12 protein-coding genes are annotated in these 13,126 nt (G+C 58.3%); 4 read left to right on the top strand and 8 right to left on the bottom strand.

Annotation, left to right across the window (positions count from 1 at the left end):
- Window positions 1–168: 168 nt before the first annotated feature.
- The 4 genes from ACL2XP_RS15460 to ACL2XP_RS15445 all read left to right on the top strand — a co-directional run bounded on the left by ACL2XP_RS15460 (window position 169) and on the right by ACL2XP_RS15445 (window position 4,729).
- Window positions 169–1,410, top strand: coding sequence for an MFS transporter (locus ACL2XP_RS15460; protein ID WP_413733672.1), 1,242 nt, complete (start codon window positions 169–171; stop codon window positions 1,408–1,410).
- A 16-nt stretch (window positions 1,411–1,426) separates the two neighbouring features.
- Complete coding sequence (locus ACL2XP_RS15455) at window positions 1,427–2,500, top strand: sugar phosphate isomerase/epimerase family protein (protein WP_413733670.1); 1,074 nt, start codon at window positions 1,427–1,429, stop codon at window positions 2,498–2,500.
- Window positions 2,493–3,650 (top strand): Gfo/Idh/MocA family protein, encoded by a 1,158-nt coding sequence (locus ACL2XP_RS15450; protein ID WP_413733668.1) that lies wholly within the window; start codon window positions 2,493–2,495, stop codon window positions 3,648–3,650. Before ACL2XP_RS15455 ends, ACL2XP_RS15450 begins: the two co-directional genes overlap by 8 nt.
- A gap of 98 nt (window positions 3,651–3,748) precedes the next feature.
- Window positions 3,749–4,729, top strand: coding sequence for a LacI family DNA-binding transcriptional regulator (locus tag ACL2XP_RS15445; protein WP_413733666.1), 981 nt, complete (start codon window positions 3,749–3,751; stop codon window positions 4,727–4,729).
- 98 nt (window positions 4,730–4,827) lie between these two features.
- Here ACL2XP_RS15445 and ACL2XP_RS15440 read toward each other — a convergent pair whose 3' ends face one another.
- The 8 genes from ACL2XP_RS15440 to ACL2XP_RS15405 form a co-directional block, all read right to left on the bottom strand.
- On the bottom strand, window positions 4,828–6,426 hold the full coding sequence (locus ACL2XP_RS15440) for an ABC transporter substrate-binding protein (protein ID WP_413733665.1): 1,599 nt from the start codon (window positions 6,424–6,426) through the stop codon (window positions 4,828–4,830).
- Between the two features lie 329 nt (window positions 6,427–6,755).
- The gene (locus tag ACL2XP_RS15435) at window positions 6,756–8,165 is read right to left on the bottom strand and encodes an FAD-dependent oxidoreductase (RefSeq protein ID WP_413733664.1); all 1,410 of its coding nucleotides are present in this window, start codon (window positions 8,163–8,165) and stop codon (window positions 6,756–6,758) included.
- Complete coding sequence (locus tag ACL2XP_RS15430; protein ID WP_413733663.1) at window positions 8,162–8,452, bottom strand: (2Fe-2S)-binding protein; 291 nt, start codon at window positions 8,450–8,452, stop codon at window positions 8,162–8,164. The genes ACL2XP_RS15435 and ACL2XP_RS15430 overlap by 4 nt, the downstream gene beginning before the upstream one ends.
- A gap of 22 nt (window positions 8,453–8,474) precedes the next feature.
- Entirely contained in the window at window positions 8,475–9,584 is a 1,110-nt protein-coding gene (locus ACL2XP_RS15425) for an NAD(P)/FAD-dependent oxidoreductase (RefSeq protein WP_413733662.1), read from the bottom strand.
- Complete coding sequence (locus ACL2XP_RS15420; RefSeq protein ID WP_413733661.1) at window positions 9,581–10,309, bottom strand: aspartate/glutamate racemase family protein; 729 nt, start codon at window positions 10,307–10,309, stop codon at window positions 9,581–9,583. The genes ACL2XP_RS15425 and ACL2XP_RS15420 overlap by 4 nt, the downstream gene beginning before the upstream one ends.
- Entirely contained in the window at window positions 10,309–10,902 is a 594-nt protein-coding gene (locus ACL2XP_RS15415; RefSeq protein ID WP_413733660.1) for a UbiX family flavin prenyltransferase, read from the bottom strand. Before ACL2XP_RS15415 ends, ACL2XP_RS15420 begins: the two co-directional genes overlap by 1 nt.
- Window positions 10,902–12,230: a UbiD family decarboxylase gene (locus ACL2XP_RS15410; RefSeq protein ID WP_413733658.1), complete on the bottom strand. Its 1,329-nt coding sequence runs from the start codon at window positions 12,228–12,230 to the stop codon at window positions 10,902–10,904. The genes ACL2XP_RS15415 and ACL2XP_RS15410 overlap by 1 nt, the downstream gene beginning before the upstream one ends.
- A gap of 10 nt (window positions 12,231–12,240) precedes the next feature.
- Window positions 12,241–12,996 (bottom strand): UTRA domain-containing protein, encoded by a 756-nt coding sequence (locus tag ACL2XP_RS15405; RefSeq protein WP_413733657.1) that lies wholly within the window; start codon window positions 12,994–12,996, stop codon window positions 12,241–12,243.
- Between the last annotated feature and the right edge of the window lie 130 nt (window positions 12,997–13,126).

Raw genomic sequence — 13,126 nt, 5'->3', positions numbered from 1 at the left:
GGCGGTAATTCGGCGGCAAAGGTGGAATGCCGCCTTTTTTTCGCGCAATAACTTTATCGTGATAGATCTCGCAATTCTTTTATAAAGGGCGGGATAATTATTTTGTAATCGATTACTTTTTGCTAAACGCATTTTGTAATCGATTACTTTTTATGATGAGGCAAAAAAATGACATCAACAATGGAAAGTAGTGAAAATGGCAACGTGCAGCATCGGTTCCTGGTGCCGCGGTTATCATTAATGATGTTTTTACAGTTCTTTATCTGGGGGAGCTGGTCGGTCACGCTGGGCCTGGTGATGGCAAACCATAATATGTCACTGCTGATCGGCGATGCGTTCTCGGCCGGCCCCATCGCCTCGATTTTGTCTCCGTTCGTGCTGGGCATGCTGGTGGACCGTTTTTTCGCCTCGCAAAAAGTCATGGCGGTGATGCATCTGGCCGGGGCGGTAATCCTTTGGTTCGTGCCGCAGGCTTTGTTCAATGAAAACGGCACGCTGCTGATCGCGCTGCTGTTCGCCTATACGCTCTGTTATATGCCGACGCTGGCGCTGACTAATAACATTGCGTTCCACAGCCTGAAAAATGTCGATAAAAGCTTTCCGGTAGTGCGGGTGTTCGGCACCATCGGCTGGATTATCGCCGGCATTTTTATCGGCGTAACCGGCGTTTCGGCCAGCGTGAATATTTTCTGGGTGGCGGCAATCTGCTCGGTTATTCTGGCGATATACAGCCTGACATTGCCGCATACCCCCGCGCCGGCCAAAGGTCTGCCGGTGGCGCTGCGCGACCTGCTTTGCGCAGACGCGTTCGCGCTGCTCAAAACCCGCCATTTCTTTGTTTTCTCACTCTGCGCCATGCTGATTTCCGTACCGCTCGGCACATACTACGCGTATACCGCATCGTATCTTGCCGATGTGGGTATCGCCGACGTCAGCACCGCCATGTCTTTCGGCCAGATGTCTGAAATCTTTTTTATGCTGGTCATCCCTTTGCTGTTCCGCCGCCTGGGCGTTAAGTACATGCTGCTGATCGGCATGCTGGCCTGGTTCGTGCGCTACGCCTTTTTCGCCCTGGGCGTAAGCGAAGAGGGGCGGTTCCTGCTGTATCTCGGCATCCTGCTGCACGGCGTCTGCTATGACTTCTTTTTCGTCGTCGGTTTTATCTATACCGATCGCGTTGCCGGCGACAAGGTGAAAGGGCAGGCGCAGAGCATGATTGTCATGTTCACCTATGGCATCGGCATGCTGCTGGGTTCGCAGATTTCCGGCGCGCTTTACAACCGTCTGGTGGCGGGACAGGCCGTGCCGCAGGCGTGGGTGACCTTCTGGTGGATTCCGGCGATTTCCGCCGCGATTATCGCCGTGATTTTTCTCTTTTCTTTTAAATATAAAGAACCAGAGCACGTTTGATTTTATGGGAGATGTAATGAAAACGATTAAAGGTCCGGGTATTTTCCTGTCGCAGTTTATCGGCGGGCTGCCCCCATTTAATACGCTCGATGGGCTGGCCAAGTGGGCCGCCTCGCTGGGATACAAAGCCCTGCAGATCCCCTGCAACCACCCGGGCATATTCGACCTGGAAAAAGCCGCGAGCAGCCAGATCTATTGTGATGAAATCATGGAGACACTGGCCGACCACGGTCTGACCATCAGCGAGCTTTCCACCCACCTTGAGGGGCAATTGATTGCCGTCCATCCCGCTTATGATCTGGCGTTCGATGGCTTTGCCCCCGACGCCGTGCGCGGCAATCCTCAAGCGCGCCAGGCTTGGGCGACCCGGGTGTTAAAACAGGCGGCCGCCGCGTCCGGGAAGTTGGGATTAACGGCGCACGCCACCTTTTCCGGCTCGCTGGCCTGGCCGTACTTCTATCCTTGGCCGCCGCATAACCAGACGCTGCTGAACGAGGCGTTTGATGAGCTGGCGCAGCGCTGGCGGCCGATACTGGATTGTTTTGACCAGCATGGGGTGGATGTGTGTTTTGAGCTTCACCCGGGCGAAGACCTGCATGACGGCGCCACGTTTGAACGTTTCCTGGCGCGGGTGGATAACCATCCGCGCTGCAATATCCTGTTTGACCCCAGCCATCTGCATTTGCAGCACATGGACTATCTGGCATTCATCGATCGCTATCATCCGCGCATCAAAGCGTTCCACGTCAAGGATGCCGAATTCGCGGCCAGCGGACGCAGCGGCGTCTACGGCGGCTATCAGAACTGGCCGGACCGGGCGGGGCGTTTCCGCTCTCCCGGCGACGGCCAAATCGATTTCAAAGGGATTTTCAGCAAGCTTTCCCAGTATGACTTTGATGGCTGGGCGGTGCTGGAATGGGAATGCTGCCTGAAAGACAGCGAAACCGGCGCCCGCGAAGGCAGCGACTTTATCCGCCGCCATATTATTCCGGTGGCCGACCGGGCTTTCGATGATTTTGCCGCCGGCGCTGGAGATCGCATCACCGCGCGCCGCATGCTCGGACTCGGGGAGGGCGCGGATCATGATTAAGGCGGGTATTGTCGGCACGGGCTTTATCGGGCCCGCGCATATTGAAGCCATCCGCCGCCTGGGTTTGGTCGAGGTAGTGGCGCTGTGCGATACGCCGCTGGCCGCGGCGCAGGCCAAAGCGGCGCAGCTGGGTGTCCCCCATGCTTACGGCGACATTGACGCCTTGCTGGCCCATCCCGGACTCGATGTGGTGCATAACTGCACGCCTAACCATTTACATGCGGAAATCAATCGTAAAATCCTGCGCGCCGGCAAACATGTCTTCGCGGAAAAACCGCTGTGCATGACCGTGGACGAAGCGCGAGAGCTGGTGGCCATGGCGGAAGATGCGGGGGTGGTGCACGGCGTCAGTTTCGTCTACCGCCAGTTCGCCATGGTGCAGCAGGCCGCCAGCATGCTGCGCCACGGGCAATTGGGGCGGCTGTTTTGCGCGCACGGCGGCTATCTACAGGACTGGATGCTGCTGGAGACCGACTACAACTGGCGCGTGGACGCGGCGCTGGGGGGGGATTCCCGCGCCATGGCGGATATCGGTTCCCACTGGTGCGATACGGTGCAGTTTGTCACCGGCCGGCGAATTACCGAAGTCATGGCCGATTTATCCATCGTCTGGCCGACGCGTAAAGCCAGCGTGCCGGGCAATGGGACCTTTACCACCAAACAGGAGGACGCGGGTTACGAAGACCGCCCGGTGTCCACCGAGGATCTGGGCTTTGTCCTGTTCCGGTTCGATGATGGTAGCAAAGGCTGTTTCAACGTTTCGCAGGTCAGCGCCGGGAGAAAAAACCGGCTGAATTTCGAAGTGAACGGCAGCGATGCTTCGCTCGCCTGGGATCAGGAAACGCCGCAGCGACTGTGGGTGGGGCATCGCGCCAGGGGCAATCAGGTACTTTCCGACGATCCGGGGCTGATGAACGTCGATGCGGCGCGCTCGGCACACTTCCCCGGCGGGCACATTGAAGGCTGGCCGGATGCGTTCAAAAACATGATGCTGCAGTTTTATACCGCCGTTGGCGCGGGCCGGGCCCCGGCGAAGGGCCATAGCCCATTCGCCACCTTTTACGAGGGCGCCGGCGTGATGAGCATCATCGACGCCATCATGCAAAGTTACCGCCAGCGGCGGTGGGTCAGGGTAGCCGACTGGGAATAACGCCCGGCGCGCAGATAACGCCGGGCTTTGATTCATGCCGCCGGTGAACTGTGGTAGCCTCTGGTAAAAAGGTGATGACCGCAGGATGTGTTGTCGTTATGTCGATTCAGAAAATAGCCAAACTGGCAGGCGTCTCGGTGGCGACGGTGTCCCGCGTGCTCAACAACAGCGAGACCGTCAAAGCCAGGAACCGTGAGCGCGTGCTGGCGGCTATCAGGGAAAGCAATTACCAGCCCAACCTGCTGGCCCGCCAGCTGAGAACCGCCAAAAGCTCGATGATTCTGGTGATGGTCTCGAATATCGCCAACCCTTTCTGCGCCGATGTCGTGAAAGGGATTGAAGAAGAAGCGGAAAAAAACGGCTACCGTATCCTGTTATGCAACTCGGGTTCCGATATCGAACGGTCAAAATCCAGCCTGGGGCTGCTCTCCGGCAAAATGGTCGACGGCATTATCACCATGGATGCATTTTCAACCTTGACGGATCTGGGCGCCATGATTGGCCGGACGCCCTGGGTGCAGTGCGCGGAATATGCCGATGCCGGCGACGTTTCCTGCGTCGGCATCAGCGATACGGACGCGGCGGAGCATGCCATCCGGCATTTACTGCAACGGGGATGCCGCCGCATTGCGCTTATCAACCACGATCTGAGCTACAAATATGCCCAGCTCAGGGAACGCGGCTATAAAACGGTGATCCATCGGCAGGAATCCGGTTATGAAGCTATTGAATACGCCAGCGACCTGAGTTTCAGCGCGGGCAAGGCCGCAATGGGAAAATTGCTGGATGCGGATGTGCGTCCCGATGGGGTGTTTGCCGTGTCTGATACGCTGGCGGCCGGCGCCATGCGCGCCATCGAAGACGCGGGACTGTCCATCCCGGGCGATATTGCGGTGATAGGTTTTGACGGCACCGAACTGTCCGAGATAGTCTCGCCCCAGCTCACCACCATCGCGCAGCCGTCCAGGGAAATAGGGCGCCGGGCCGCCTCCCTGTTGCTTCAAAAAATTGATAACCCGGACGCGCCGACGGAACGCATAATGATGGACTGGCATTTTATTGCGCGGGCCAGCGCCTGATGAGAGGGGGCCGCCGGCCGGCGATGCAAAAAAAAAAGCCGCGGCGGTCCCTTCATGCGTTTACCGGCCGCAACCCCGCGGGCTGCGGCCGGCGATCCTTATTCCAGTTTCGCTTTGGAAAAATCGCTGCCGTTAAGGCTGACGCTATAGCCGGTCACATTGCTGCGCGTGGCGTAAAAGGTTTTGCCGTTGGCCAGCGGCACCCACGGCGCCTGCTGATGGAACACTTGCTGCGCTTGTTTATACAGCGCGGCGCGCTGGGCCGGATCGCTGATGGCCTTGGCCTGCTGAATCAAGGCGTCATAATGCTTATCACACCAGAACGCGGCGTTGGACCCGCTGTTGATGCTGCCGCACCCCAACAGGACATTGGCGAAATTGTCCGGGTCGCCGTTATCCGACATCCAGCCGAACAGGGCGGTGGAATGCTCGCCCTTGCGAATGCCGGCGAGGTATTCGCCCCATTCAAAGGTGATGATTTTCGCCGTGACGCCCACCTTCGCCCAGTCGCTCTGGATCATTTCCGCGATGCGGCGGGAATTGGGGTTGTACGGACGCTGCACCGGCATCGACCATAAGTCCGTGGTAAAGCCCTGCTCCAGACCCGCCTGCTTCAGTAATTCTTTGGCCTTGGCCGGATCGTAGGGATAATCCGCGAGATCTTTATCAAACCCGAGCATATTGGGCGGGATCGGGGATTTGGCCACCGAACCGGTACCCAGGAATACCGCATTCACGATCGCTTTTTTATCCACCGCATAGTTCAAGGCCTGGCGCACCAATACATTGTCGAACGGTTTTTTAGCGGTATTAAACGCCAGGTAGCCGACGCTTAAGCCGTCAATGCTATGCAGCGCCAGATCCTTGTTATTTTTGATTTGATCAAAGTTAACCGGGTTGGGCGCGGGAATAATCTGGCATTCGTTTTTTTCAAGCTTTGCCAGCCGGGTGGTGACGTTGGGGGTAATGGCAAAAATCAGGCGCTTGGTGGGCACGTCGCCCTGCCAGTAATGCGGATTGGCTTCATAGCGGATCGCCGAGTCGACTTTATATTCTTTCAGGTTATAGGGACCGGTGCCGATCGGGTCGGTATCCACCCGTTCCGGCGTGCCGGCTTTCAACATGGCGTCGGCATATTCCGCGGAGAGGATCGAGGTAAAATCCATGCCCCAGACGGCCAGGAAGGTGGCGTCGGGTTTGCTCAGGGTAAACTGGACGTGCTGGTCATCGAGTTTTTTTACATCCTGGATGAGCGAGCCGAGGCCGACATCGTTAAAATACTCATAAGTGGCCCGGGACACTTTATGATACGGATGATTCTCGTCTTTTTGCCGCAGGACGGAGAAAACAACATCGTCGGCATTAAAATCCCGGGTCGGGGTAAAATATTTATTGCTGTTGAATTTCACTCCCGGGCGCAGGGTAAAAGTATAGGTTTTCCCATCTGCACCGATGGTCCAGGCGGTGGCCAGCGACGGCACCGGCACATTATCGCTTTCCCTGAAGGTCACCAGCCGGTTATACAGCACCTGGGAACTGGCGACAAAAGACGGGCCGGAGCTGGCGATTTGCGGATTAAAGGATTCCGGCGAGGCTTCGGAGCAGTAAACCAGCACGCTATTGGCCGCGGCAAACGCGCCACCTGCCGGTAACATCGCGCCCATAAGCAATACGAGAGAGGTTTTCCGTAGGTTCATAATTCTTGCCTTAATAAAATGTATCTTCTGTTGTTATTCGTCAAGACATTATAAGCATTGGTGAGCGAAAAGGTAATATCTTATGCTTTTATATCGCTGCATATCAGCGATAAGCGCTGCCGGTTTGCCGATGCAGACGTTGAACATGCCGCCGGGGTCCGGTGCCGGGCAGGGCGCTATCACTAATGATCATTATGATGTGGCGCCTGGACCGGCCAAACGAGGCCGCGGTGCTGGCGCCCATGATTGAGTGGGCGATCTTGTTTCGGGTATTGCAAGGACCGCTGGGAAGCATGCTGCGTGAAATCGCTTGTCCCGATGGCCGGCTGTCAGAGATCCGGCGCTTCATTATCCCGATACAAATCCGCCAGCTCGCCGACCGAGACGGGGATGAGAGGATTACGGATATGATAGAACCCAGCTTTATCCAGAGGAATATTGCGTTCCGCAGCAAAGAGGTGGGCGATGGTGGTGGCGCATAGACGGCCCTGGCATGGCCCCATCCCGGTGCGCAGGAACGCTTTCAGCTGATTGGGCCCATTGGCGCCTAGCCTGATGGATTCGCGCACCGCGGCGCAGGAAACCTCTTCGCAGCGGCACGCGAGCGCGGCGCTGTCCGGCGCCAAAATCTCGTGAGACGGCGCGTAGAGCAGGTTAAGCAGGGGCCGGGAAGTCAAATGCGATCGGCTCAGGCGTTGCGCGGCTTGTCGTTCTTGGCGCATTGGCGCCTCGGCGAGTTTTCCCAGCCGGTGGAGTATGGCGATGGCGGCCAATCGTCCTTCCGCCTCGGCGACGCGATAGCCACCAATGCCGCCGGCATCGCCGGCAATAAACACGCCGGCAACCGAACTTTCCAGCGCCGTGCTGCGCCGGGGCCTGAACGCGCATGCGATCTCATCCCAAAGAAAGTCGCACCCCAGCGAGCGCGCCACGTGCTGTTCGGGAATGACCCCTTCATGTAAACCGACATGCTGTGCTGCAAAAGTCCTGGTTTTCCGGCCGGTACGGCAATGAAGCACCAGTCCGTCCCGCAGCGGGTCCTGTTCAATGGATAAGTCGCTGACGCCGGTAAAAAAAGGCACGCGGTGCCAGCGCAGGGTTGATAATAAACCGATACCTTTGAGCAAATAGCGGCTTCCCTCGCCGGTCAGGGCGCGCGGAAACGCATTGGCCGCCTTCAACCAGCCGTGCCGCCGCGCCGTATCCAGCAGGATAATATCGCGCTTTCCGGCTTTGAGGCATTGCTGCGCATACAGATAGAACAGCGGGCCGGTGCCTGCCAGTAGTAACGGTCCCGCCGGCAGTATCCCATGTTTCTTGAGCAAAATTTGCAGCCCGCCGATGGTGGTGACCCCGGGCAATGTCCAGCCGGGCCGCGGTACCGGCCGTTCCATTGCGCCCGTGGCCAGGACGATGTGCGGGCTGTGATGCCGGGCAAGGCCCGCGGGACTTTTTAACCATACCGCGCCGTCGGCTTCGACCCGCCAAAGAGTGGTATCGAGCGCCAGCGTCGCCGTGCCGGCGCGCAGGGCCGCGACACGCCGCTGGCCATACAGATAATCGGGTCCCAGCAGGGCGATACGCTGCGCGGACGCCGTTTCAACGCCGCGCCATATTTGCCCGCCCGGCGCGGCGTTTTCGTCAACCAGCATTACGCGGGCGCCGCCCGCGGATAATCTGGTCGCGGCGGCGATCCCCGCCGGCCCGGCGCCCAGGACAATGGCATCCCATTGCGTCATAGCGTGCTCCGGGTGGCTATGAACGGTACCGTCATCATCGCATCGGCGCGCGCGCCCGTCTGGCGGCTGACCACCATGCCGTGTTCGGCCTGGACCTGGCAGGCGCGCTGGTTATCGGCGCCGTTTATGTTCACCAGACATTCGTAACAGATCCCCATCAGGCAATAAGGCGCGCGGGCAGCCCCGGACAGGGGCGTGGTGCGGGAAAAATCGATACCGGCGACCAGCAGCGCGCTGGCTACCGTATCCCCCGCGCGAAAAGGGAGTTCCCGGCCCTCGAAATGCATGAGGCCGGCTAACGCAGTGTCTTCAATCAACTGAAATCGCAAAACGCGTGCTCCTCATATCCGTTGGGGCGGGGCCAAGCGTTCCCCGCGCCAGTGATGCTCCCAGGCACAGCGCATGCACGCTCGCCAGCGTTACGCCGCTATGGCAGGTGATAACATAGGCGCCGGGGTATTTTTCTGCTTCGTCATACACCGGCAGACCATCCGGAGTGATGATCCGCGCCGCGCCCCAGGCGCGAACCACGCGTGCCTGGCGCAGCGCTGGGAAAATGCGGCAGCCGAGGTGGCATAGTTTGCCGATGGTCTGGACATCGGTACCGGTGGAGAGACCGGCATCATCGTGTGAACTGCCTAATAATATTGTGCCTTCCCGGGTCTGCCGAATCTGGTTGGAAGGATAGGGCAGAAACGGGCGAATCCGATCGGTGACGACGATTTGCCCGCGTTCAGGGCGCAGGGGAACGTTCATGCCCAACTGGCGCGCCAGAGGCGTAATGCCCAGGCCGGCGCAAAGTACGACGCGCCTGGCGTAAACCGTCGCGTTATCCGTATACAGGGCAAAACCAGCGTCTTGCGCAACGATGCGCTGGACAACGTATCCCGCTTGCCCGACGCCGCCGTGCTGAATAAAGCCGGCATGCAAGGCCCGCAACAAGAGCAGCGGATTGGCTTCGCCATCCAGGTTTGACATCGAGGCGCCGAAAACCTGCGGTCCCACTTGCGGCAGCATGGTTTTCAGCGCCTCGCGGCCGATCAGGCGAATGTCGATGTCGCCGCCTTGCGCGGCGGTTTGCTGGATCAACATCCGGCGGTCCGTAAATTCTTGCGCCGATAAACAAAAATGCAGCCCGCCGCCGCCGCGCCAGCCCACCGGAATACCGGTTTCCCGTTCCAGCGTTTCGGCGAACTGCGGCCATAGTCTGCCCGCGGTCAAAGACCAGTGCATATAAGCGGGATGCCCAAGGCCTTTGCCCTGGAGCCAGACCAGGCCGAAGTTGCCCTGCGAGGCCCGCAAATCCCTGTCCCCGCCGTCCAGCATCAGGGTATCCGCGCCGGCGCGCGCGGCGCCCCATGCCAGGGCCGCGCCTGTGAGGCCGCCGCCGATGATGACCAGGTCATACCGGCGCGTCATGATGAATACCGCGGCGGCGCCAGCGCCATATGCAACCATTGGATAAGGGTGACTATGTCATAGACCGGCAGACCAAACCGGCGGGCAATCGCCGCGGAATAGGGCGGGAAATTAGCGCATTCGCATACAATCGCGCCAATGTCGGGATAGGCCTTGAGTAATTCCCCGGCGGCGGCAACCACCTCCCGCTCCTGCGCCTGGCGATCAACGCCCACCGTGTTAGTCCGCATATTCGTGCGTAGCACGCTGTCCGCCGGCAAACCCGCCATGGGCAGGTTCGGCGCGACGCCGATAGCCAGCAGATGAATATCTTTTAAAGCGTCCAGGTCCGAGACGAGGACGCCGACCCGTTTTTGCGCCGGCAGCGTCCGTTCTATCAGGGGGATTTGCAGCAGGGCGGAAGAAAGAAACGGCACCGGCGCGTAGGCGGACAGTTCATTTTGTACGGCGGAAAGGAAACCGCAGCTGGTGGTGATGGCGCTCACCCCCAGATCGGCCAGCTCATCAATTGCGGCGAAGAACGCCGGCAAAGCCCGCGTCGGGTCGCCGTTAATCACATCCGCCGGGCGAACGCCGCGCACGACGCGAAACTGCACCGGAAACGGCCAGGTATCCGCGTGCGCGATATCCCCCGGCAGGCGTTCAAATCCGGTATCAAGCACGATAATACCGATGATCGTCCCATGGACCGTGCGAGCGCCACTGGCCGGAAACGCCTTTTCCATTACTGCTCCCCCGCTGCGGTGGGCTGCATGCCGGCCCAGCGGGACACGGCGGCGGTTTCGATACCAAAGAGATCCAGCGCTCTGCCCACCGTGTGATCGACGATGTCATCAATGGTTTGCGGCCGGGTATAAAAAGCCGGCACCGGCGGCATGATGATGGCGCCCGCTTCGGTAAGCGCCGCCATGGTGCGCAAATGGCCGAGATGTAAAGGCGTCTCGCGTACCATCAGCACCAGCCTGCGCCTTTCCTTAAGGATTACGTCGGCGGCGCGGCTCATCAAAGAAGAGGTCATGCCCGAGGCGATTTCCGACATGGTGCGCACGGAACAAGGGGCGATCAGCATCCCCATGGTGCGAAACGAACCGCTGGCGATGGTGGCGCCGATATCCTGCACGGCATGGGTGACATCCGCCTTGTCAAACAGGGCCTGGCGGGATAAGCCAAGCTCTTGCCGTAAGGTCAGCACCGCGGCGCGGCTGATGATGAGATGGGACTCGATGCCGCTATGGCGCAATAAATCCAGCGCCCGTACGCCATAGATGGCGCCAGAGGCGCCTGAGATTCCGACAATAAGCCGCGGCCGCTGTGACATTATGCCTCCTTGAACCAGTCGGCGAGATTAACGTCGTCGGCCAGCCGGATTTTTTTGCGCTTAAACTCCTCTTCGCGTCCCCAGGGCTTGGTGGCGTCGATAAGCAGCCGTCCCCAATGATCTTTGGCTTCATCGCGATAAAAAGAGGGGGTATCGGGGATAATCATCATGTCTTTGTCCGGCCGCGAGCGGGTCAGAATCGCCCACATGACATCATCCATATCATTGATATCCACGTCCCGATCCACCACGGTGATCACCTTGGCCCATATGGGCTCGGCGCCGATAGCCGCCAGCATGACCTGGCGGGCGTGGCCCTCGAACTGCGGCTCGATCTGGATAACGGCGTGGTTGACGAAAGGCTGGCACGCGACGTTGACGATACCGGGCAAGGCGGCGCTCAGACGCTGATAGATATTGGCCGACACGGACAATTCAAGGGTAAGCACTTCTTCGGCGGAGCCGCACAAAATAGAGTGGAAGACCGCATCCTGCCGGGCCGTTACGCCTAACACCTCGAATACCGCGTTGGGACCGACCGGCACGTAATAGCCCATAAATTCACCAAAAGGGCCCTCCGGACGGCGCACATTGGGCAAAAAACGTCCCTCAATGACAATTTCCGTTTCAGCGGGGATCTCAAGGTCAATGTGTTTGCATTTACGCATCGCAATCGGGGCGCCGCGTAGTTGTTCCGCGACCTTGAGTTCATCGACATCATAAGGCAGCGGCGCCGCCGCGGTAAGAAACGCCTGTGAAGGCGCGCCGATCAACATCGCCGCTTCCAGGGGCCGGCCCATTTTTTCCGCTTTTTCATGATAAATGGTTAGATGATGGCGCGGGGCGAGCCGGCAGCGCAGTTCGTTATCGCTGATGAACATCGCGCGGTGATAAGATAAATTGCCTATGCCGGTTTCCGGATCTTTAGCAATAAACATGGATGAAGTGAAGTAGGGCGCGCCATCACGGTCGGAATAGGTAATCAGCGGCAAATCAGACAGTGAAACATCGATATATTTAATCTCTTCTTGGGTCCCCTCCGGCATACCACCGGTCGGGTTATTCGCCGCCAGCGACGCCAGATTGCTCCACCGCCGGCAAAAATCCTCGGGTTTAATGCCAATCACTTCGGCAAGGCGCGAGCGGCTGCCATAGACATTGGTCACCACGGGAAATGATGTGCCTTTAACCTTTTTGAACAAAATGGGTTTTCCCCATTTTTTTTGCGCCTGATAAGTGACGGCCGCGAGTTCATGGTAAGGATCGATCTCTTTTTCTACTACCAGCAAATCCCCGCGCGCTTCAAGCTGACGAATAAACTCCCGCATAGTTAAGACCTTATCTGTTTTTTACATTGAACATGGAAGGCGTCATTCGGCCATGTCGCGCTTCATGCGAGCTGCGCAGGCGATATCGATCTCCCGGATAGAGAAAACGGCTGCGGGTGATTGGAACGCCATCACACCAGGTGGAACGGTCAAGCAACAAGCAGGGCTGGGAGTCATCTATCTGCAATAGCTGCTGCGCTTCCTCGTTTGGCCGCACGGCGCGAATCATATTATCTACGGTGGTAATGGTGGTATTGCGCAACAAGTACGAATGCGGCGGCGTTACCGTGAAGTCTTGCTCAAGATAATCCGGCGCTTGCGCGGCATTAACGAAGCGTTCTTCTATCTGGATCGGGGTTCCATCCTCCAGATGCAACAAACGCGAATGATAAATCGCCCGATCGGCTGGCAGGGGCAACATACTGCGCAACGGGCTCTCCTTGGGCAGAACGCCGTGGAAAATCACCTGGCAGTGGTGCACGCCGCTATTTTGGGCGATTTCATCCGCGATATCCGGCAGCGTAAAGACGGCGCATTGCATCCTCGGGCCGACGACAAAGGTTCCGCGCCCCTGGATACGAATCAATACCCCTTCGGCCTGAAGTTCGCGCAGGGCGCGTCTTACCGTTAAGGGCGACACGCTGAATTCTTCGGCCAGCACGGACTCCGTGGGTATCTGAAAATCGCTGGGCCATTCCTGGGCCTCGATACGCCGATCGATGGCCATTTTGATTTGTTCGTACAGCGGTTGATCGTTATTCATCATTTTCCGTCTTAACTGATATCACTTTGCATTTAAAAAGGGATTATTTATTTAAATATTAAAAATCAGTAATTTATATAAATATTTCTTCGTGATAATTGACATTATAGCGTCCATCAGGGGGGATCGTCTG

Origin of the sequence: Sodalis sp. RH21, from assembly GCF_047324175.1 — a bacterium.
In the GTDB taxonomy this organism is placed as follows: Bacteria; Pseudomonadota; Gammaproteobacteria; order Enterobacterales; family Enterobacteriaceae; genus Acerihabitans.
Note: the sequence above shows the minus strand (reverse complement) of the source record. Positions and strands in the feature narration are given on the sequence as shown.

Excerpts from the sequence above, each read along its gene's own strand:
- ACL2XP_RS15460 (WP_413733672.1), top strand. The coding sequence starts at position 169 with ATGACATCAACAATGGAAAGTAGTGAAAATGGCAACGTGCAGCATCGG.
- ACL2XP_RS15455 (WP_413733670.1), top strand. The coding sequence starts at position 1,427 with ATGAAAACGATTAAAGGTCCGGGTATTTTCCTGTCGCAGTTTATCGGC.
- ACL2XP_RS15450 (WP_413733668.1), top strand. The coding sequence starts at position 2,493 with ATGATTAAGGCGGGTATTGTCGGCACGGGCTTTATCGGGCCCGCGCAT.
- ACL2XP_RS15445 (WP_413733666.1), top strand. The coding sequence starts at position 3,749 with ATGTCGATTCAGAAAATAGCCAAACTGGCAGGCGTCTCGGTGGCGACG.
- ACL2XP_RS15440 (WP_413733665.1), bottom strand. The coding sequence starts at position 6,426 with ATGAACCTACGGAAAACCTCTCTCGTATTGCTTATGGGCGCGATGTTA.
- ACL2XP_RS15435 (WP_413733664.1), bottom strand. The coding sequence starts at position 8,165 with ATGACGCAATGGGATGCCATTGTCCTGGGCGCCGGGCCGGCGGGGATC.
- ACL2XP_RS15430 (WP_413733663.1), bottom strand. The coding sequence starts at position 8,452 with ATGCATTTCGAGGGCCGGGAACTCCCTTTTCGCGCGGGGGATACGGTA.
- ACL2XP_RS15425 (WP_413733662.1), bottom strand. The coding sequence starts at position 9,584 with ATGACGCGCCGGTATGACCTGGTCATCATCGGCGGCGGCCTCACAGGC.
- ACL2XP_RS15420 (WP_413733661.1), bottom strand. The coding sequence starts at position 10,309 with ATGGAAAAGGCGTTTCCGGCCAGTGGCGCTCGCACGGTCCATGGGACG.
- ACL2XP_RS15415 (WP_413733660.1), bottom strand. The coding sequence starts at position 10,902 with ATGTCACAGCGGCCGCGGCTTATTGTCGGAATCTCAGGCGCCTCTGGC.
- ACL2XP_RS15410 (WP_413733658.1), bottom strand. The coding sequence starts at position 12,230 with ATGCGGGAGTTTATTCGTCAGCTTGAAGCGCGCGGGGATTTGCTGGTA.
- ACL2XP_RS15405 (WP_413733657.1), bottom strand. The coding sequence starts at position 12,996 with ATGATGAATAACGATCAACCGCTGTACGAACAAATCAAAATGGCCATC.